Source organism: Aureibacter tunicatorum, assembly GCF_036492635.1.
Taxonomy (GTDB): domain Bacteria; phylum Bacteroidota; class Bacteroidia; order Cytophagales; family Cyclobacteriaceae; genus Aureibacter; species Aureibacter tunicatorum.
The window spans coordinates 4,759,615-4,782,362 of the sequence record NZ_AP025305.1 but is presented as its reverse complement, the minus strand read 5'-3'; the positions used below and the strand labels follow the sequence as shown (position 1 = coordinate 4,782,362).

At 35.3% G+C, this 22,748-nt stretch carries 12 protein-coding genes; 3 read left to right on the top strand and 9 right to left on the bottom strand.

Annotated features, from left to right (window positions below; all coding sequences use genetic code 11):
- Nucleotides 1–37: 37 nt before the first annotated feature.
- The 3 genes from AABK36_RS19950 (at nucleotide 38) to gldJ (ending at nucleotide 5,193) form a co-directional block, all read left to right on the top strand.
- Nucleotides 38–499 carry a hypothetical protein gene (locus AABK36_RS19950; RefSeq protein WP_309936938.1) on the top strand — a complete coding sequence of 154 codons (462 nt, stop codon included), beginning with the start codon at nucleotides 38–40 and terminating at the stop codon, nucleotides 497–499.
- Between the two features lie 11 nt (nucleotides 500–510).
- Nucleotides 511–3,867 carry a transcription-repair coupling factor gene (gene mfd / locus AABK36_RS19945; protein ID WP_374709110.1) on the top strand — a complete coding sequence of 1,119 codons (3,357 nt, stop codon included), beginning with the start codon at nucleotides 511–513 and terminating at the stop codon, nucleotides 3,865–3,867.
- A 132-nt stretch (nucleotides 3,868–3,999) separates the two neighbouring features.
- The gene (gene gldJ / locus AABK36_RS19940) at nucleotides 4,000–5,193 is read left to right on the top strand and encodes a gliding motility lipoprotein GldJ (RefSeq protein ID WP_309936937.1); all 1,194 of its coding nucleotides are present in this window, start codon (nucleotides 4,000–4,002) and stop codon (nucleotides 5,191–5,193) included.
- 59 nt (nucleotides 5,194–5,252) lie between these two features.
- Here the strand turns inward: gldJ and AABK36_RS19935 are convergent, their stop codons facing one another.
- From AABK36_RS19935 to AABK36_RS19895, 9 genes are all read right to left on the bottom strand, one after another.
- Nucleotides 5,253–5,957, bottom strand: coding sequence for an ABC transporter ATP-binding protein (locus AABK36_RS19935; RefSeq protein WP_309936936.1), 705 nt, complete (start codon nucleotides 5,955–5,957; stop codon nucleotides 5,253–5,255).
- Nucleotides 5,958–6,167: 210 nt separating this feature from the next.
- On the bottom strand, nucleotides 6,168–7,652 hold the full coding sequence (locus tag AABK36_RS19930; protein ID WP_309936935.1) for a DUF5687 family protein: 1,485 nt from the start codon (nucleotides 7,650–7,652) through the stop codon (nucleotides 6,168–6,170).
- Between the two features lie 79 nt (nucleotides 7,653–7,731).
- On the bottom strand, nucleotides 7,732–11,292 hold the full coding sequence (locus AABK36_RS19925) for an ABC transporter permease/M1 family aminopeptidase (protein WP_309936934.1): 3,561 nt from the start codon (nucleotides 11,290–11,292) through the stop codon (nucleotides 7,732–7,734).
- Between the two features lie 18 nt (nucleotides 11,293–11,310).
- Nucleotides 11,311–12,198, bottom strand: a complete 888-nt coding sequence (locus AABK36_RS19920; protein WP_309936933.1) for an ABC transporter ATP-binding protein — start codon at nucleotides 12,196–12,198, stop codon at nucleotides 11,311–11,313.
- Between the two features lie 469 nt (nucleotides 12,199–12,667).
- Complete coding sequence (locus tag AABK36_RS19915; RefSeq protein WP_309936931.1) at nucleotides 12,668–14,455, bottom strand: eCIS core domain-containing protein; 1,788 nt, start codon at nucleotides 14,453–14,455, stop codon at nucleotides 12,668–12,670.
- 305 nt (nucleotides 14,456–14,760) lie between these two features.
- Complete coding sequence (locus tag AABK36_RS19910) at nucleotides 14,761–17,049, bottom strand: eCIS core domain-containing protein (RefSeq protein WP_309936930.1); 2,289 nt, start codon at nucleotides 17,047–17,049, stop codon at nucleotides 14,761–14,763.
- Nucleotides 17,050–17,108: 59 nt separating this feature from the next.
- Nucleotides 17,109–19,418, bottom strand: coding sequence for an eCIS core domain-containing protein (locus tag AABK36_RS19905; protein ID WP_309936929.1), 2,310 nt, complete (start codon nucleotides 19,416–19,418; stop codon nucleotides 17,109–17,111).
- A 439-nt stretch (nucleotides 19,419–19,857) separates the two neighbouring features.
- Nucleotides 19,858–20,892: a hypothetical protein gene (locus AABK36_RS19900; RefSeq protein WP_309936928.1), complete on the bottom strand. Its 1,035-nt coding sequence runs from the start codon at nucleotides 20,890–20,892 to the stop codon at nucleotides 19,858–19,860.
- A 468-nt stretch (nucleotides 20,893–21,360) separates the two neighbouring features.
- Nucleotides 21,361–22,746, bottom strand: a complete 1,386-nt coding sequence (locus AABK36_RS19895; protein ID WP_309936927.1) for a hypothetical protein — start codon at nucleotides 22,744–22,746, stop codon at nucleotides 21,361–21,363.
- Between the last annotated feature and the right edge of the window lie 2 nt (nucleotides 22,747–22,748).

Sequence of the window (22,748 nt, the reverse complement as noted above, 5' to 3'; positions counted from 1 at the left end):
TTTTTTAACTTAGGGCCTAAAATTTTCTTTAGATATTATGAAATATAGGCTAGTCATTTTTATCCTGATGTTGTTCGCGGTCTCCTCATGTCAAAAACCGCAACCTCCCGAATTTAAATATATTGAAAATGTCGTTGTTGGAAGCGGCGAAGACAATAAGTTGAAACTTTCTGCCGATGCTGTGCTTTACAATCCCAATAACAAGGACTTGAAGCTGAAGGAAATCAGTTTGTTGGTAAGCGTAGGTGATACAGATTTAGGCAAAGTAGATAAAGAGTATGATTTGGATATTCCTTCCGAAGACGAGTTCATGGTTCCAATAACGATAGAATTTTTGCCTGAAAAGATAAATAATCAACTATTGAATCTTGCTTTTGGCTTTTTGGGTGGAAAAAGCAGTGTCGAGGTGCATTATTTGGGGTTTGTCAAAGTGAAGGCTCATGGGATAACATTCAAAGTTCCTGTGGACTATAAATCAAAGGTTAATATCAAACTATAGAACTAATCGGCTTGGAAAATACCAGTTTAGACGCTCATTTTGAGACAGACAGTTGGCTTTCAACAGTTTTGCTTGAAGTAGCGGACAAGAAAAAAAGAAAGATCGCTTTATCGGGGCTAAAAGGCAGTCTTGACGCATTTGTTATGTTGTCATATGCTAACAAAAATGATTCAGGGCACCATTTGGTTGTTTTGCATGATAAGGAAGAAGCTGCATTTTTTCATACAGATCTGCAAGCTATTTCAAAAGACAAGGAAATTTTGTTTTTCCCAGGATCGTACAGAAGGCCGTATGAATATGAGGAGACTGAAAATGCCAATATTCTGCAACGCGCTGAAGTCTTGAATAAAATCAATACTGAAAAGGCTAAGCAAATAATTGTCACTTATCCAGAGGCTCTTTCAGAAAAGGTCATCAATAAAAAGTCGTTGACTTCGAATACATTCAAGATTTCGAAAGGAGAAGAGTTGGATGTGGAATTTTTCGCTGAGATATTGACTTCTTTTGGTTTCGAAAAGTCTGATTTTGTATATGAAGCAGGACAGTTCGCCATTAGAGGAGGTATCATTGATGTGTATTCTTATTCAGCGGATTTGCCATTTAGAATAGATTTGTTCGGCGATGAAGTGGAATCTTTAAGAATGTTCGATCCTGAGACGCAGCTTTCGGAGTCTGACTTGGAGCAAATAAGCATAATACCCAATGTGCAAACTAAATTGCTGGAGGAAAAAAGAGAGTCTATCTTGGCTTATTTGTCTGACACGACCACAGTTTGGCTTAAGGATCATGAGCAATTAATGGATGTATTGGAGGAAGGCTTCGAGAAGGTTTGTCAAAAATTCGATGATATTGCATCTTCTAATGAAGGCGAAAGTGTTTTGCTGAAGCCAGAGCATTTATTCGTTTCCAAGGAATCATTTGATGCTGACCTGCAAAAAGTCAAAAGAATCGATTTTGGGAATCGGTTTTCTGAAGAATATGAGCATGAGGTTGAGTTTGATTCTTCCGCACAGCCAAGCTTTAATAAAAATGTGGAGATGCTTGCCAAGGATTTGGAATCGCATTTACATAAAGGCTATTCTATTTGGATAGTGGCTGAAGCTCCTAAACAGCTTGAGAGGCTGGAGTCTATTTTTGAGGAAATCGATTCGGGGTTGCGGTTTCAAGGAGCAAACTTGGGTATAAGAGCAGGCTTTGTTGATCATAATATAAAAGTGCTTTGCTATACCGATCATCAGATTTATGAAAGATATCATCGATTCAAAACCAAGGAAAAGCACTCAAAATCCAAGGCTCTAACCCTAAAGGAATTAAGAACATTAAAGACGGGAGACTTTGTCACCCATGTCGATTATGGAATAGGAAGGTTTGCTGGTTTGGAGAAGGTGGACGTCAAAGGGAATAAGCAAGAAGCAATAAGACTAATCTATAAAGACAATGACTTGCTTTATGTTGGCTTGCAATCTCTTCATAAAGTATCCAAATATTCAGGCAAAGAAGGTGTTCCGCCTGCGATAAGCAAACTTGGCTCGGCTGAATGGGAAAACAAGAAGAAGAAAGTCAAAAAGAAGGTTTTAGATATCGCGGAAGATTTAATTAACCTATATGCGGAAAGAAAAGCCTCCAAAGGCTTCGCTTACAGCAAAGATACATTCATGCAGGTTGAATTGGAGTCTTCTTTTTTATATGAAGATACTCCAGACCAAAGCAAAGCAACTGTCGATGTGAAGGCGGATATGGAATTGACTTCGCCGATGGATAGATTGGTTTGCGGTGATGTTGGTTTTGGAAAGACAGAGATAGCTATTCGAGCGGCTTTCAAGGCTGTCGCGGATAACAAGCAAGTTGCTGTTTTGGTGCCTACTACGATACTGGCGATGCAACATTATCGAACCTTTAGTGAACGCTTGAAGGATTTTCCTGTAAATGTAGAATACATAAATCGTTTCAAATCAACCAAACAAGTAAAAGAGACATTAGCAAGAGTAGCAGAGGGAGATACACAAATTCTAATTGGAACTCATCGGATAGTAAACAAAGATGTCAAGTTCAAGGATTTGGGCTTGATGGTCATTGATGAGGAGCAAAAGTTTGGCGTAAAAGTGAAGGAAAAGCTTAAAGAATTGAAAGTGAATGTTGATTCTTTGACTTTGACAGCGACACCTATTCCAAGGACGCTTCACTTTTCACTCATGGGCGCAAGGGATTTGAGTATTATCGCTACGCCTCCACCTAACAGACAGCCAGTAAAAACCGAGATTAGAACATTCAATGAGGAAGTCATAAGAGATGCCGTTCATTATGAGCTGAGAAGGGGCGGTCAAGTGTTCTTTGTGCATAATAGAATAAGCGATATTGACGCTATAGCTTCACTGATCAAGAGGTTGGTCCCAGATGCTAGAGTAGTTACCGCTCATGGCCAGATGGAAGGAAGCAAGCTTGAGAAAATAATGGCGAACTTTATTGATACAGAGTATGATGTATTGGTATCGACGAACATCATAGAGTCGGGCTTGGATATTCCAAATGCCAATACCATTATAATAAATAGGGCGCATATGTTCGGTCTATCGGATCTGCACCAGATGAGGGGTAGAGTTGGAAGGTCTAATAAGAAGGCATTTTGTTATTTGATATCACCTCCTGTGTCGACGATGACTGGAGATGCTAGAAAGAGGCTTTCGACTTTGGAGGAGTTTTCAGATCTTGGAGATGGCTTCAAGGTGGCAATGAGAGATTTGGATATCAGAGGAGCTGGAAATTTATTGGGAGCGGAACAGAGTGGATTCATTACGGACTTGGGCTTTGAGATGTATCATAAGATTCTGGATGAAACCGTGCAAGAATTGAAGCAGACAAAATTCAAGGACTTGTTCAGCAAAGAATTGGAAGAAGCTAAAGATGCGAAGCCGTTTGTAGAAGATTGCGTTATAGAGACTGATATGGAGATTCTTATACCTGAAACATATGTCAGCAATATTTCAGAAAGATTGAGTTTGTACACCAAGCTTGATCGAATCAAGAATGAGAAAGATTTACTGCTATTTGCAAAAGAATTGGAAGACCGATTTGGCAAAATGCCTGAAGAGGTGAATGATTTGATGGAGACATTGAGGTTGAGATGGTTGGCGCAAAACTTGGGCATGGAGAAGTTGACATTGAAAAATTCTGTGTTGAAAGGATATTTCGTTGCCGCTAACAATGAAGAGTTTTATGCTTCCGATGTCTTTGGTGCAGTAATTAAATTTGCCCAATCTAATCCAAAATTGACAAAAATAAAGGAACACAAGCAAAAATTGATTATGACGATAGATAATGTGAATTCAGTAGAAAATGCATTAACAATATTAAATTCAATAATAAAATAGTGCTTATTTTTCTTTTTTTTTAAAATTATTCTGTATATTATAAGTTCATTCCTTAGTGAAACTTTGCATAAAAATTTTATATTTTTATATTAGTGATTATAAAACAGGTTATTGAATAAAAAATTGTACGTTATGAAGAGAAATATGGTCGGAATAAAAAAGTGGCTCCTGATGGTGTTGGGAGTTGGGTTTATGGCTTCTTGTTCTAACCAACAACACCCGACAGCAGAGAACCCAGGAAGAGCGAGTACTGTTACCGGTGTTGAGTTTAATGAAGATGATGGCTATCAAGTCAATGACTTTGAAGGTCAGCCGGATGCGCCAAACATGGTATTTATCGAGGGTGGTCGTACTGTATTGGGATCATACGAAGAGGATGTTATGAACCTTAGAGACAATGTGGAAAGAACAGTTACAGTTGCTTCTTTCTATATGGATGAAACTGAGGTGGCGAATATTCACTGGTTGGAGTATATGTACTATATTTCTCAAAGTGACTCATCAGTAGAGTTTATGAAAAGCACTTTGCCGGATACAACTGTGTGGAGAGCTGAATTGGCATATAATGACTCATATGTTGACCATTATTTGAGATATCCAGGGTTTAGATACTATCCAGTTGTAGGTGTGAGCTGGGAGCAAGCTATGGATTACTGTACATGGAGAACAAACTTCGTGAATCAAAAATTGGCTGAGAACGCTGAGATTGATGTGCCTGCTGAAGGACGTATTCCTTTGGAAACAGGTGTTGTGCTTCCTGATTTCAGATTGCCAACAGAAGCTGAGTGGGAATATGCTGCTAAAGCGATGATTGGTACGCAGTGGGGTAACGAAAACCAAACTCACCAAAGACAATATCCTTGGGATGGACATGCTGTTCGTAATCCATATGGTAAGGATATGGGACAAATGCTAGCCAACTTCAAAAGAGGTAGAGGTGACTATGCCGGTATTGCTGGTAAGTTGAATGATGGCGCGATGATTACTGCTCAGATTTATTCATACATGCCAAATGACTTTGGTCTTTACAACATGGCTGGTAACGTGAATGAGTGGGTGCTTGACCTTTACAGACCTTTGTCGTATACAGATGTTGAAGATTTCAACCCAGTTAGACTTTCAGACTTTGGCGATGAGGCAGAGCAGTATGATTTTGACAATCACAACTCATTGGTAGATAACAGAGTAAGAGTTTACAAAGGTGGATCTTGGAAAGATGTTGCTTATTGGTTGAACCCGGGAACAAGAAGATTCTTGGCTCAGGATTCAGCAACTGCAACAATTGGATTCAGATGCGCTATGATCAGAGCTGGATCTAATTACTAGTAAGAACAAATAATTTGAATATAGAAGCCCGATTGGTAATCCAGTCGGGCTTTTTGTTTTTAAACGGCTTCATTATTAAGGATAAAGTATGACTCTAATTTTTCCAGCATGCTTTCATTGTTTGGTGTATCTATTTTTACCTTACCTTCTTCAAGTAAGATGATTCTGTCGCTTATTTCTGTCAGATGCCTTAGGTCATGGCTTGAAACGATAAGCGTCGTTCCTGATTGGTGCAATGAGATAAGCTTTTTCTTCAATAACTGCTGAGAAGTCGGGTCAAGGTTAGCAAAAGGCTCATCAAGTATGATTAACTCAGGTTTGAAAAGCATAGTGGCTAATATTCCCACTTTGTGAGTATTCCCTTTGGAAAGGTCTCTGATATAGGTTTTCTTACCCATTTCTTCAAAATCGAAAAAGCTCTTATTCTCATTCATAAAGCTAATAATTGCTTCTTTATCGACCTTATGAAGTTTTCCTATGTATTCAAAGTACTCTTTTGGAGTCAAATATGGAATCAAAAAATCTTCATCCAGATATGAGCCTGTGGATGACTTCCAGTTCTGCTTTTTGACGTTTTCATTATTGATTTTTACTTCACCGTTGGTAGATTCTATCAAGTCAAGCATAAGACTCAAAAGAGTGGTTTTTCCTGCTCCATTATTACCTACTAAGCCTATGCAATTTCCTTTTTCTATAGACAGTGAATTGATATGCAGGACAGTTTTATTTTTATATTTCTTTTCGAGATTCGATATATTGATCATATTAAATAAAGTGATTATGAATAAATAAAGTTTGAGTACAGAACGTGAGCAGGGTAGCATATTCAAAAAGAAAAATGATTTGATATAAATACTCTCCCTTCACCTTCTCCAAAGAGGGACATAACGGTATTTTTCTTTTTGAAATCAGTTTGCCCTACTGTGGTTTTACACTTATAAAAATTATGTTTACTGTAGCTTTAATTAAGTTTTTTAATTTTCCTTAAATCCTGTAATCATTTTGTACTTCCTTTCAGCAAAGTCTTTGCTCAGTAGATTTAATAGAGGCTTTTGTAATAAGAAACCGATTAATCCCATAACACAAATGATCAAATAGCCTGTACTCATCATATCTAAAAGATAAAACAAGGAAGTAATGCCTAATGGAATGGCCATGATAATAAAAATCATAATGAAATGATGGAATTGAGTTCCTTGAGAGTTTCCTATCGTGCTCTTGCTTATATCCATTCTACTAGAGTTGAATAAGCCCATTAGAATCATTAGGTAATTGATTATTCCCAATTGTATGATTATGGCAGAAATAAATGCAAGTGTTAAATCCGGTTTAATGATAAGTACTGGAATTGCAAAAAATGAATTAATCAAAGTGATCAAAGCAAGAAACCAAAATTTTGATTTTACATATTCATTTATTGTTACGTTTTGACTAATATAATGTGTGAAAAAACTGCTTTCCCAGGCAAATAAAAACTGTCCATAAACCATTGGAAAGTACCCTACTACAAATAGAGCTCCCATGATATTAAAAAAGGCTGGGATCTCAACCTCAGAGCTATATCCTGTCATTCCATAAATGATGATACAAGGCAATATGCAACTCGCGATTATAAGGCTCCGAGGTCGCTTGTTTCTCCAGATTAATTTTAATTCGTTTGTAACCAGCACTCCTGTAAATCCTAGATTACTTATTTTGTCTAGCCACTTATTGCTTTTTGAAGGAGCCTCTTGTGTTTCTTTAGTAGACCTTTCCTTTCTTAAGCATTCTTTTATTTCTTTCCTTAATAGAAGTAAAAGAATTGTGAAGGTCACTGGAAATATAGACCAACACCATACGTTTGTAGCTATAAAATTAAAAAAAGCTCTAAAGTATGGAGCAATTGATACAAATTGATAGAAATCAAGCACTGCTATAAGGTTCAATGACCAAAAAAGCATCATGACAGCTCCTTGATGGTTTTTTTGTTTAGTGATCAATATCGAATAAATGACGTTGAAAATAAACGTCAATGATACATAAGTAATTCCCCAGCCTACAGTGTAAATAACAGGGTAATTAGGGACTATAAAATTTATAAAAAATGGAATTGCTACTAATATCGGTATCAATCCAAAAAGAGAAATAAAATCCTTGAATATATATGCATTGATAATGGATTTTTGAGAGATAGGAAGGTGAAGGTAAGGTTTGATAGAAAATTTATTATCCTTATTGAACATAAATCTCATAAATCCCATTACGAAAATGGTATTTATTCCAAATCCTCCCATAATAACAGCGTGATCCTGATTTGGGAAAAAATCTTTCATCATATATTTGATTCCCACACTAAATAAGGCAAGCATCCCTAACAAAAGGATGTAGATCGAATAATGTATGAACAAGTTTAATACTCTCTTGCCAGTATAAGACTTCCTTGAGCTCGAAAGCCACTGATGCCAAAAAAATTGAAGCATACTTTTAAATTTTGATGAATAATGGGAAAAATTCCAGAGAGATATTCTCTGGAATTTAGATATTATTTGACCATATCGATCACAAACTTGCTTCCAAAGTCTTTACGTTGTCTTTTACATTCTTCTCGATAAGAATCTGTCTTGGATCAATCATGGCCTTCAGAGGCTTCTGATCAACTTCAAATTTGAAAGTCTTCTTAGGCTGATCGAATTTTACTCTTTCATAATGAATTAGCTCTTTCTTGTCTGCATCCGCGAACACACCAATATCCACCCAATCGTTACTTGGGACAAAGTTTTCATTACCTGTCGTATCAACTTTGATTTTTTGAGTTTCAATGTCCATACTTACAAGGTACCTGCCATTTGGAAGCTCTTCTATAGTAGCATCATTGAGACGATGATCATAAAGAGTAATTTCTTTGAACCAATCATCGATCAAGTATTGAAGCGAATCAGGAACTTGCTTTTCCAGATGAGCCAAGAAGTCTAGAGAAGTAGCATAACCTTCATTTTTATACTTATACTCATCCAAAAATTCTCTCATAGCTGTATTTACCTTATCCTCACCGATCATATCCTGTAAAGCATACATGATCAAAGAACCCTTTTGGTAATGTATATACTGTTGTCTGTCAGTAGTATATAAAGGAGATTCTTTTTCTCTTTCGAAGGTTCTTCCTCTCAAGTAACCATCACACTCATACTTAAGGAATTTTTGCATATTCATATCATCATTACTTTGTTTCATGATCATAAGTGATGAATATTCAGCAAAAGCTTCAGTGATCATTTCGGCTCCTTTCATATAAGCAGGGATCTCTTGATGCGCCCACCATTGATGCCCCATTTCATGAGCAATGACTTTTTCAACCACATTATTCTTAGTTGAATCAGAGAGATCTGCAATAAAACCAAAAGACTCCGAATATGGCATAGTACCCGGAAATGCCTGAGCGAATGAGCTGAAGTTTGGGAATTCAATGATACGAGCTTGCTTATGTGTGTATGGTCCAAAATTATCGATATAGTACTTTAGAGATGTCTGAAGAGCATCGAGCATTTTTGGTACATTTTCTCCATGTTTTTTGTTATAATAAACTTCAAGAGATATTCCATTCCAATCTCTTTTGGCTATTTCATATTTGGCAGATAAGAATGAAGAAAAGTGATAAGATGGATGGTCTACTTTATAGTGAAAATAGTTTCTTCCATCTTGTTCCCATCTCTTAATTAAACTTCCTGGAGCTATAGCATATTGATCTGTCGATGTAGAGATAATAGTTTCAGAATTAATCAAGTCAGAGTTACCTGAGATATAATTTATACTTCTTAAGTCATCATCTTGATTGTTTAAAGCTGGTGATTTGGTTCTTTTGGGAAGACCAAATTCTTTACGGTGATTCTTATTAGTAAGCTCTCTCTTGCTATCATATCCCATCGTTGGTATCATATTATAACTCCCTATAAATGTCCCGTCAGTGGCTATTCTTACTTGCTCAACAGAATTCGTAAACCCTTTTGGTATATACTTTCCTTCTATAGAAAATTGTAAAGAATCTGAAGGCTGAATAGGCTTATTAAGTGTGTAAATCATATAATCAAACTCTTCATCGTGTAATGCGATTTTAGAATTATTAATATTGAATTTTTGATTATAGTCTTTGTCATAGCTAAAATGAAGAGAATCAATAGTTTGATTAGTCTTATTCTTTAGAGAAAAATCTATTTTGTAATATAATTCTCGTTTTTCTGGTACAAGATCGATGTTATACTTGATGTCTGTTATAGTAAGCACCGCTATATTTTCGTATTTCTTATACTTTTTCTCATAATTAGCACTCCACTCTTTTAAACCTTCTTTTGATTTATAAGTATTTAGAATCTGTGTGTTATAAAATACCCATGAACCAATAATCAAAAATGCCGCACCTGTAAAGTATATTAGCTTGGAGTTATTGTCTCTGAATACTGTTCCTACCGACTTTATGCGCTCTTTGAAGCTTTTATTACTACCTCTGCTCCATAGAAGAACAGATATCGTTAAGATAAAGAAAGCAAGAGATATCCAATATAATTCAAACCATAAAGCACCATTCAGCCCTGGTCCATAACCGCTCATATCAGAAAAATCAATCGAAGGACTTGCTCCTGGATAAAGCATATTCGAAGATGCTTTTAATACTTTTGAAATGAATAGATTATAGAATTGAAGTATTAAAACACATATAAAATACCCAATATATTTTTGATTAATCAGCGTGTGAATAAAAATGAAAATAAAAGACCAAGTTACATAAGTCGGCAGATGGTATATTAGATAATTTGTTACATATTGATCCAATGCAATATTTGTATATCCATTGATCAATTGATAACCGATGCCAAATAAGCTCATTAAAAGTGTTAGCAACAAGACTGCGACTATGGCTGATAACCCTTGAGCAATTATATGAGTGATTGTTCTATGTGGAGTAGCGTCTATTACCTCATTTATTTTTACACTTCTGTTGCGCCATACCGTCTCTCCACTGATGATAACTATAATAATTATCAGTATCCCGCCAGCCCGCTGATCTAGAGTTTTAAGAACTTTGTAAGTTACCGGCAAGGACTTTAATCCATAATAATCATATCCTTCTTTAAAGGCTAATATCATCAATACAAGGATAATCGCTGAGAAGATGATGAATACAGGGCTCTTAAGTATATTTAATAAATTGATTTTGAATAAACTCCAAAATTGAGCCCATTTATATCCTTTATCAAATGGCTTAATTTCAGGTAAAGCAAAACTTACATTTGTAGCAGATTTTCTGACTTTTGAAGTCTTTTTTATTGGCCTCTTTTGTTTGAAAGAAAAACCTAAGTATCCTAATGCAGTGATGACCAAACCAAATCCTATCCAAATAAGTCTGTTGTATAATAAAACCCCTTCAAATTGAGGTAAAATGGTATTCTTTTGAATCGGTGTAAAGTATCTTGTAATGTATTTTATAGTTCTAAAACCAAAAACATCTGCCAGCGCTGCTATTTCATGGTTTTCAATATCACTTGTTAATATTCCTGATACAACAAACAAAATATATAATACAAGAGCACCTGCAAATGCCAATATTTGACTTCTTGTTTTCAAAGCAATAGCGAAAATAAACGCACCTGCGATAAAAACATTTGGAATATAAATTATAAGATAGCTGTAAGGGATTTCATTAAGTTGAATGTTAGTAAAATAATCTGCTTGTGTCCAACCTAGTGCAGGTCCAATCAATATGGAAGAATATGAACCTAAATACACACCAATAAACGGTATAAGCGTAAGAATAAAGGCTGCGAAGAACCTCCCAAAGAAAAAGCTGCTCTTACTGATATTGGTTGAAAATAATATCTGGTCAAAACTATTTTCAAAATCCTTAAGAGCCATATGACTAAAATAAGTGCCTGCAAACAATACGCCTATCATGCTATATACAACAGCATAAAATATATTTTCTACCGGAGCATTGACTAAGACATTTCCAAAAGGCTCAGCAAATATCCCGTTCATAAATGCGAAAAAAAACATGACAATGATAAATACATATATCATCGGCTGCTTGAACCCGTACCTGAGTTCTTGTTTGAGAATTTCTTTAAACATGTAGATCTAGGTTTGGGGTTATACTAATTCTTTACTTTCGGAGTTTATTTGAGAGAAAAATACATCTTCAAGATTTGGTTTTATATTCTCAAAGCCAAGCTCAGGCTGCGTATTACTCACTACATGTATAAGAGTTTGACCTGCTACCATTTTTTTGGATATTACTTCAAAGTTCTTCTCATAATCATCTATTTCATGTCTGGAAATGGTTTTTTCCCATATCTGACCATTAAGCATGTCTATAGCTTCATTAGGTGTGCCGTTGAATAGAATTTTTCCAAAATTCATCACAGCCATATTGCTGCAAAGTTCATGAACATCGTCTACTATATGAGTCGAAAGAATAACTATAGAGTTTTCAGCTATATCTGCCAATAAATTATGAAAGCGGTTGCGTTCACCAGGGTCAAGGCCCGCTGTAGGTTCGTCGACGATGACAAGTTTTGGATTGCCTATGATGGCTTGAGCGATGCCTACGCGTTGTTTCATTCCTCCTGAAAAGCTTTTCACGGAAAGTTTCCGCTTGTCATAAAGGTTCACTTTATTCAAAAGGTAAGCAACTAGCTCTTTTCTTTCTTTTTTATTACTGATTCCTTTTAATACAGCTATATGGTCAAGCAATTGTTCTGCTGTGATGCGAGGATATACGCCAAATTCTTGAGGCAGGTATCCTAGTACTTTTCGAAGTTCTTCCGGCTGTTTTAGTATATCGATTTCATTGAGCTTAACTGCACCTTGATCAGGCTCTTGAAGTGTTGCGAGCGTACGCATCAATGATGATTTTCCGGCACCATTAGGACCTAAAAGTCCAAACATACCCGTTGAAATTTGAAGGTTGACATTATCTAATGCTTTTACGCCATTAGCATATGTTTTTTGCAGATTTGAAATGTTGAGTGAATTCATGTTTATTTAATGTTTTTGTTATTTAAAAATATAAAATTTAATTAAATTTATTTCACATAAACATGTTAAGGGTGTTAGAATTATTTAAGTGGTATTTTTTCTTATTTAAATTAATTTATTGGATGATTATCTAATCGCCTTTATTTAAAAAGAAAATAGTAATGGAAAGATTGGCATAACCTGTAAAGCCTAGTTGCTTTTTTTAGTATTAGAGAAATAATTCAAAATCAGAGCATTAGCAAGTTGGGGAGTAATCTAATCTGAAAGTTTATTGAAAATAGATATTGCTTGAATATTTGAATGGCTTTGAAATGATAGATAAAATATAAATAAATATATTTTATGCTTTGCTGAATTTGTGGAGAATGAGATTGTTGCATTCGAAGAGTATGCTTTCGTATAAAAAACAACCCATGCATTTTAACTATGCATGGGTTGTAATGTGACTTATTATTTATGGGGTTTGCTATTAAAAATGCATATAACCCGATTTAGGATTGAATTCGCTTAGGTCGCCAAGTTCTTGCTGTTGCATTGGCATGATGATGACCATGATTTCTGATATTTTCACATCATGATCTCCAGGGCCTCCGAAGAGTGCATTGTATTTTGCCCCAGACATATCATTTCCATTAAGTGCTTCGGCTAGTGGGACTACTATATCACCCATAGCGTCATAATTGAATACACCAATATTTTTGACATGCTCCTCTAGAGTAATATGTTGTTCGTAAGCTTGGACAAAAGCAGGTTTGCTCCAACCTCCATTGGCTATGGCAAATGTATGAGGCAATCCATTGGCTTTGATTTTTATCTGAGCGATATTACTATCTTTGCTGGCGATCATATTTCGCATTATGTCAAGAAATTCAAATCCGCTAGTGGTTTTGATCGCTTTGAAACTACCGTTTTTCTTATTGGTTCCCTGATTGATTTTATCCACCAGTCCGTCATATTCCTCTAGACCACCTTCTCCATACAGAGCCATCATAGCTGTAGCTACAACATCGCAAATTTTATTAAGAGCTGTTTCGTAGCTTTGCTTGCCTTGCATGGCTGTTAGTGCCGCGCTATAATATTCCCAATCTTCCAGATCGTCGCTTATGTTTATTAAAGCTACATCTTCGTCATCATTGGAGCTATTTTGAAGCCTTTTATTATGTAACTCGACTTGGCTTTTTACATACTCCATAAGTCCTGGCTCACCAGAGGTAATGTATTTAGATTGAAGCTCATTCATTAAGCCGAAAGAGATTTTCTTTGTGAAGTCCAAAACGAAGTCTTGGTTGGATATGCTTAAGCTTTTGTCATGCTTTGCGAATGCTTTATTTAGTTCAAATAATTTGGAATTGTCCACATATAGATATTCCATGGATTCTCTTAAAGCAGCCATGCTGACATTTCCTGAATCTTGATTTTTTATAGCTCTTGTTAATCGATTATAGCCCAATTCATCTTCTTCAGGCATCCAATTGTCTGATGTTTCATATGGATATTTGAAGTCTTGATCATCTTCCAAGTCTGTTCTTTCAACTAATGTTCCATCCATTCCTATGGAATAAAAACCGGATAAAGGACCTTTGTAAATGAAGTCTCTTTCCGTGTTATTATCTTCCGTCACTAATTCAATAGCTGAATTGGAATGATTCAGAAAAGCTCTTCTTTGGACAGTCGTTTCATCATAAGACACCATTTGAGCGGTAGTCGATGATCCCGAGTCTTTCTTTTGAGCAGGAGAACTGGAATTTTTGTTTCCCATGCTCATCGCTTTCGCTCCCATGACATCAGCTTCTCTTTCCAGCCCAGCGTCATCATTGATATTGACGCCTTTGCCTTTCATTTGTCTAGTGGGTTGCACTCTTCCCTCCTTTTGTTGGACAACGTGCCATGCTTCGTGAGGCAAGTGCTTTTCTTGTCCTGAGGCTAAATGTATGTCATTTCCTTGAGCAAATGCGTGTGCTTGCAATTGGGCTGGCTTATCCGAGTTGTAATGAACTTTTACATCGTCCATCGATTGTCCGGACAGATTTTCTATGCCTGATTTTAATTGGGTTGGCAGTCCCGAACTGCTTCCTGAATTGCTTGACTGTTGTGTAGAGTTTCCTTCTTGTCTTTGAACTGTATTTGCCTTGTTGTTTTGAGTTTCCTCTTTTTTGCGTTGGATAGCGATCCAATTTTCTTTCATTCTTTGATCAGCTTTTAGCTGAGCAATTCGGTTTTGATGATTTTGAAAGCCCCTTTCGTCTGATTTCTCCATGAATTAAAAAATGTTTTGTTGTGTTGTTGTTTGAGATTCACAATATTATAATCAAAAATCGTAAAAAAATCACGTAATTTAATGTGTTTTTTCCCATTTAATGATCACTTCTTGTAGAAGTTTAAAAAAACTAACTTTTGAAAGTTTAATTAGAATATATGTAAATGTTAAGGGCTTGGATTATGTACAATATTAGTGGAAATTCATATTTGAAAGCTTAATCTGCCTGTGTTTAGTTTCCATTATGTTGTGATTTAATCCTATTCAAAGCATGAAATAATGTGTGCGCTTTGAATAGAATTTTATTAATAGAATCTTCTTCTGTAATTTCTACATTCTATTAATTTGTTTTTTATCTGTGTAAGATTTGTAATAGCGGAGCTATGTTGTGCTTTGGCAATGAGTTGCCTGCCTTTCAAATTACTTTTATTAGTAGTGCATTGGTCAATCCAAGCCTGAATTCTTGTAAGGTGATTTTCATCTTGATTGCTATTATATACATTTCTTGCTCTAGCGATGCTGTTTGCCTTGGTCAGATGGTTTGAAACGATTCTGGAAAGTATATTATCAAAAGCTTGCAAACATTCTGTGTTGATTTGTTGGGCTGACCTTCCATTTGGATTGAATAGATTGGTTTGAGCTTGCTGAATCATGACTCCTACTTGCGGATCATCTTGAACGCAATTGGCTTTTGCAGGAAAAGAGTTTAATCGAATATAAGCTTCTCCACATGCTTGAGTTGCCGCTCTTTCTGCTTCGAAGTCTCTTGTCGCTTTGTCTTTTAGGGTTGCTTGGCCTCCGCCAGCTACAATATGGTCATTATAGAATTTCATGGCTTCTCTAGGAATCGCCGCTTCCATGTATTTTTGAACCCCAAGTCTCATATCTTGTTTTGTGGGATCGTACTTTTGCATGTATTCCGCTTTGAAGTCGAAAAAGTCGTATCTGGACATGGTATAGTCATTGAAGGCATCTTTTTCATTGGCTTTATTTCCATGCAAGAAGAATTCCCAAGTATCGTCGAATATGTTATAGCTGCCTTTGGCAAAGCCTTCAATAGTCACAAAATCTGTTGAATCAGCCAATAATTTTGTCGAGAAATGAACATGGTCGTCATCATGGCTTTTCATGGAGAATCTCATGGCAAAGCTTCCTTGAGCTTCTTCTTTGTTTTCAACTCCCATGGTAGTTCCAGCGACCAAATCACAGCCTCTAGGCAAGAGGAATTCATTGTTGTCAATAGCATTGAATTGATGATTCAAGTGACCTTTTCTGAGCAGGTTGGCATCAGAAGCGTCGGGAATATTATTGGCTTTGGCTCTTAGTTCAGTAGCTTTGGTTTTGACTTTTTGCAACAACAGGTTTACAGGATTGTCAGGAAGAGCATCTTTAAATGTTTCGATGGCTTCAATTACTGCAGTTTTATCAGTATTTTTTCCTTTGAGATATTTGTTGATGACTTTATAGGCTGCTACATAGCGAGTTTTATGTTCCATGAGCCCATCGTCGTCACCATCAGTATAGCCTAATTGTGAAAATGACTTTCTGATAAACTCAGCCATCATGCTGAAGTCATACACATGAGATGAAGAGGCAGTATTGCTGGTGAATTCTGTTGTTTTTGCATCAAGGTTGAAATTGTCTTCAAAGTTTTGCTCGTTATAATTTTCATCAGTTGATTTAGCGACAAACTTTGCTTGATTCTTTACCAAGACATTCTTAATTCCAGCATTTAGATGATTTTGATCCACTTCGTATGTTCCGTTCGACTTATGACGAGGCATTACTTTGTGGTATTGCACATTTCCAGTGCCAAAATTGAATTGCTTTTGAGACGGACTATGGAATTCCAGCAAGCCATGCTCTACTCTATTATTCAATGCGTCAAGAACTGAATCGTCGTCGACATACAGTTCATGGTTCGGGTATCCGATACCTACAACGAAATTTCCATTGGTCGATTTGTTGTACACTTCATTGGTCAGGGTGTCTTGAGCCAGAGCGTATCTTTGCATAACTTTTTGCGAAGATCCATTGTTTTTAAGTTGTGCGGTATTGCTTCCCGAGTTGCTGGATTTCATTTGCATGGCTTTGGCTCCCATGACATCCGCTTCTTTCTCTAAAGCCGAATCGTCATTTATATTGGCGCCTTTAAGCTGCTTGGTAGGCTTTACTCTTCCTTCTTTTTGTTGGACAACATGCCAAGCTTCATGAGGAAGATGTTTTTCCTGTCCTGAAGCGAGATGTATATCTGTGCCCTGAGCGTAAGCATGCGCTTGAAGTTGAGCAGGCATGCTGGAATTGTAATGGACTTTTACATCATCCATGGATTGACCTGATAGACTTTCGATGCCAGATTTAAGCTGATCTGGCATGCCTGTTGAATTAGGAGATTTATTTTCTTGTCTTTGTATTGTTGCTCCTGCTTCTTGTAATTGAGTTGTCCCCTCTACTGCTTCAAATAATGAAGATTCATTAGGCTCGCCATCTTTTTTTCTTTGCACAGCGAGCCAATTGTCTTTCATTTTCTGATCAGCTTTTCGTTGCGCTGCTTGTTGGTGAAAGCTTGAACCGTTTTTTTCAGATTTTTCCACGAATAATGGTTTGTTTGTATTTGTAGTGTTTGTTTTTTATTCAATGTATCTTAATAGAATTAAAAATACTGGCCTCTATAGTTTCTGAATTCCGTGAACTTGTTTTTGATAGCAGTTAATTCATTGATGGATGTGTTGTATTTTGATTTCGCAATAAGCTGGTGCGAGCTAAGGCCATCCTTTTGTGTAGTGCATTCATCTATCCAAGCTTGAATTCTAGTGAAATAATTTTCATCCTGGCTAACATCGAATACACTTCTGGCTTTGGCGATGCTTTTAGCCTTATCCATGTGGTTTGAAACCAAAGTAGAGAGCATATTGTCAAAAGCATGCAAAAGATATCTGTTCACCTGTTCTTGTGTCGTTAGCGTAGGATCGAAGATTTTTTCCAAGCCTTCGTTTTTAAATGTATTAACATCCGGGTCGTCAGGCACACAGTCAGCTTTTGTTGGGAAATTATTGAGGCAAGCCAAGGCCCTATTTGTTGCGACATTTTTTAAACGCTTTCTCTCTGCTGTGTCTCTATCGTCTTTGTCTTTCAGAGTTGCCTGCCCTCCCCCTTTGACTATATGCGTATTGTAAAAATCCATTGCCGCTTTAGTAATCGCTGGCTCCATTAGTTTTTGAGGCCCTAATATCAAGCCTTTTGGATCTTTATTGTATTCCTCCATGAATGGAGCTTTGAAGTCAAAGAAATCATATCTCGACATTGTATAGGCATTGAAAGATTCTTTCTCTGTGTTTTTGTTGCCATGAAGGAAGAATTCCCAAGTGTCATCAAAAATATTGTATCCTCGCTTGGCAAATCCTTCTATGGTAACGAAATCTGTAGAATCGGCTAACAACTTGGTAGAAAAGTGGAAGTGATCGTTTTCCTCTCCCTTTATATTTCCTCTCATGTTGAACTTCATGGCAAAGCTTCCTTGGGAGCTTTCATTGCTTTCAACCCCCATGGTAGTACCCGCAACCAAGTCGCAACCTCTAGGCAATAAAAACTTATCGTTTTCAAGCGCGTTGAATTGGTGGTTGAGATGGCCTTTTCTTAATAAATTGGCTGTGGAGGTATCTGGGATATCATTGGCTTTGGATCTTAAGTCGACAGTTTTAGTCTTGATCTTTTGCAACAATAAATTTTCAGGTTCATTTGGCAAAGCTTCTTGAAACTCTTTGATGGCTTGTATTACCGCCGCTTTGTCCGTTTTTACACCTTTGAGATATTTATTTATGATAGTGTAGGTAGAGACAAAGCGGTCTTTGTGCTCCATCAGTCCATCATTGTCTGAATCCGTATAACCTAGCTGAGAGAATGACTTTCTGATAAATTCTGTCGCCATGCTGAAGTCATACACATTTGTGGAGGATTCAGAATTTGTAGTGAATTCATTCTTTTTAGTTTCATAGTCAAAGTTCTTTTCGAACTCTTTTGGGTCGAAGTTATTTTGCGACTTTCCTTCCCAGTAAGCTTGGTTCTCCACTAAGGACTTTTTGATCCCTTCATTAAGATGTTGTTGATCAACTTCGTAATCTCCATCTGATTTATGTCTGGGCATTACTTTGTAGTAAGTAACGTCGTCTTCACCGAAGTTGAAGTTTTTCTGTGAAGGGCTGTAAAATTCGAGCAGTCCATATTCGATTCGAGTATTCAAGTTGGCCAACACAGAAGTGTCGTTGATATAAAGCTCGTGATTAGGATATCCTAAGCCAACCACAAAATCGCCATTAAGCGATTTATTGTATATCTCATTTGATAATTGGTCTTGGGCGATAGCATATCTTTGGACTACTTTATCCGCCGATCCATTGCTCTTGAGTTGGGCGGTATTGCTTCCCGAGTCGTTGGACTTCATTTGCATAGCTTTGGCACCCATGACATCCGCTTCTTTCTCTAAAGTCGAATCGTCATTGATATTAGCGCCTTTAAGTTGCTTGGTGGGCTTTACCCTTCCTTCTTTTTGTTGAACAACGTGCCATGCTTCATGGGGAAGGTGTTTTTCCTGTCCTGAAGCTAGGTGTATGTCTGTTCCTTGCGCATAGGCATGCGCTTGAAGTTGAGCAGGCATACTGGAGTTGTAATGGACTTTCACATCATCCATGGATTGCCCTGATAGGTTTTCAATTCCTGATTTTAATTGATCAGGCATGCCTGTTGTGTTGGGAGATTTGTTTTCTTGTCTTTGAATTGGGCTTTCTGCTTCTTGAAGTTGAGCAGGTCCTGAAAATTCATCAGCGAAAGAGGAGTTTTCTAGATCGCTGGTTTCCTCTTTTTTTCTTTGAACGGCTAGCCAGTTTTCTTTCATTTTGTTGTCAGCTTTTCGCTGAGCAGTCTGATTATGAAAGCCCTGGGAACCGCCTTTATCCGACTTTTCCATGAAAAATTATTCAGTGTTTTGTGATGTTGTTTGTTTTTAATTCAAATAATATTGAAAAATTACAAAAAATATACCCAATTCTAATCATATCTACAGTTAAAAAATTGAAATAAAGCTAATATTGACTCCTTTAATTATATATTTCTATTTAAAGATTGGGTTTGCTAATAATTATTGTAAATATTTTGGGATGGTTGAAGAAAAGCTGAGATGAAGTGATATCGATAAAATAAAAGAGGGTGTTTAAATGAAGTTTCCTTAATAATTGGTCAATGAGTTTCCAAAATATAGGCCTTTAGGATGAGTGTTTTTGAGAGTGGTAGCATGCTAATTAGCTCAATTTTAATGAAACTAAAATATACAGCTTTTTTATCCTCGCAAGATGCGAGGATAAAAGCTTTTGCACATTTTGATAGATAGATATGTATATATTTGCGGATTAATTACTTGTATTCAAGAAAAAGATTTTGGATCTATAACGCCTGTTTTTGAGAAATTCGATTCGTTCGCCGCATAGTTCATTTATTCCGATTTCTTTATTTTTGAAGGCATCGGAATTTATTATCAAAGTTTCAGGATCAATATTTTCTTCATAATGCTTAAGTATGATTAATTGATTTGCTGTAGTTCTTACTTGTTGAGTATAATGAGCATAATTTGGCAATGCATTAAACCTAAGCGTATCGATAGTATTTTCATTAAATATATATTCGTTTTGGGGATTTATTTCTTCACTAAAAAAGTAAAATGAATTGGAGTCAATTGGAAGAATTTCTTGCTCTTGATCAAATATAAATTCCCGAGTTATATTTCTATTTATGCCTTTCTGTTCATCATAAAATATTTTATAAATAACATATTTAGTTAATGTGTCATTTGAAATATCATCCAAAAAATGATGTTCATCTAAATTGGTTCCCCATTTGTATTGACCATGTTCATTGATAAATGTAAGGGTATCCTTTGGGACTAACTTATATTCTTTCGTGTTTGAGTCAAATTTATAATGATTTAAAAAATTTATTTTTGGATTGTAAAATACTTTTTTGAAACTCAGTGTTTTATTGGGGTCGTAGTGTTTGTTTATTTTTGCCTTTCTCTCTTTACTATGAAAGCTTGACAAAATAATCAAATGATTATTTTGTCTTATAAGTTTATTTATTCTTATAGAAGGGAGATCCATAGGTATATCTCGTTTGACATTGATAGAGTCTATTAATTCAATAGTTACGTTATTATTGTTTTTCTGGATCTCATAAATACCAAGAGTATTGCCATCTCCCATCAGATACATTTTATCTTCATGTATTCCAATTCCAGGAACATGAGCGAGTTTGTTGTCTTCTTGATTTATAGTTTCAAATGGAATTGCATTGAGGTGATCCCATTTTCCATTTTCAAATTTAAAACTCCAAAATTCATGTTTGAAATCATGTTCATCATCTTTGCTATCAATGATTTCAGGTTTATTCATTTCCAATACATACAAGTAAGGAAAATTGAAACGCAGGCTGTGACTTGTCAATAGATTAAAGTTATTGCCAAGAGAGTCCTGTAAGTAACAAAGAATAAAATGATTATTATAATCCCATAAGCCCTCCCTATTTTTTTGATAAAAAACGAGGCCTTTGTGAGCTTTTACTCTTTTATTTTTATTTATCAATTGAGATGGAGTTCCTTGATAATATATAAATAAGCTGCTGTCGGATATTTCAATATTATTTACAACTACATCATCTTCGATAACTTGATTTAGAGCTAAGCCATTAGAGTTGCTTACAATTCCAAAGCTGTCAAGCTCTGTTTTGATAGGTATTGTATCATTTTCGATATAGACAGCTTCTTCAAAGCTATGCTTTTGTTTTGTCTGACATGAAAAAAATAGACTAAATAATATTAATATGATTAAGATAACTTTGTACATGAATACGACTTCCTAGATCTATTTATCGGTATTTAGAAAGAATATTTTGGATCTGTACTTTCTTTGGTATTGATTTTCAATAATGTCATTATATAAATTATCTAAATCAAAAGATTCTATCTCTTTTTGTTTTTCAAGCTGACGATATAATTTATATATTATAAATTGATTTTCATACTTTTTAGCAATTTGTGTGTTTTGGTTTGAATTTTTAGATATACTATATGAAATAGAGTCAGTATTAACATTATTTATATAGTCTATTGAATTATTTTTTATATAATAAAGATAAGTAATTGAATCAATTGGAAGTATCTGAAAATCATTGATAGAATATTTAGAGTCTAATTTTGTGTTATTTATGCCATTACTATAATTAACACTGTATAAGGAGTACTTTAATATAGAGTCATTATCAATGATGTCAATATATTTATTATTAGATAAATTAATGAATGAATTGTAACCATTGCTTTCATTATCAAATACAGATACTTCTTCTTTATTTAAAAAATACTTATTATTACTTTTATCGTACTCATATAGATTTGCTTGATAAACTTTGGGTTGATAGTATTTGAAACTATTTTTCTTTTTTTTCTTATTATGAGAATGGTAGCTAACAATACTTATTAGTTTGTCATTGTTAAATATTAATTTTTCAAAATTTGAATAACTAATATTATTAGGGGTATTAGCTTTGAAAGAAATTGAATCGAGTAAATTTATTGCTGTAGATGATTGATTGTGTTGTATTTCAAATACATTAAGCGTATTCCTATTTTCAAATAAAAACATCTTTGAACCCTGAAGTTTGATAGAAGGCTTGTAAGCTAATTTTTTTGTTGTTGATTTCTCATTAAATAAGGTGCTTTTGTTAGTATGTTTCCATTGATTATTATCATATTTAAAGAAATATATGTTTCGTTCAAAAGGCATATCCTTTTTATTAGAAGATTTATTTACTTCAACTAAATAAAGATATGGATAATCAATTTTTATACTATATCCTGCGTACTTGTTTTTATCTTTGTTTATGTAATTTATGATGAAGCTTTCTTCATATATCCAGTTATTGTGTATATTTTTTCTGTAAATAACTAAGCCATTATGAGCTTTTAGTCTTTTATTTTGATTAACGATACTTGAAGCACACCCTTTGTATGTAATGGCCATATAACCATTATTTATATCAATATTATTAATAAATACATCATCTTCAATTACTTGATCGAGAACGAGCCCCGCCGAATTGCCGATTATACCTACAGTGTCAAGTTCTGTTCTGATAGGTATCGTATCATTTTCGATATATACAGCTTTTTCAAAGACATGCTTTTGTTTTGTCTCACACGAAAATGTAATGAGTAATAATGTCAGTATGATGAGGTTTATCTTGTACATGA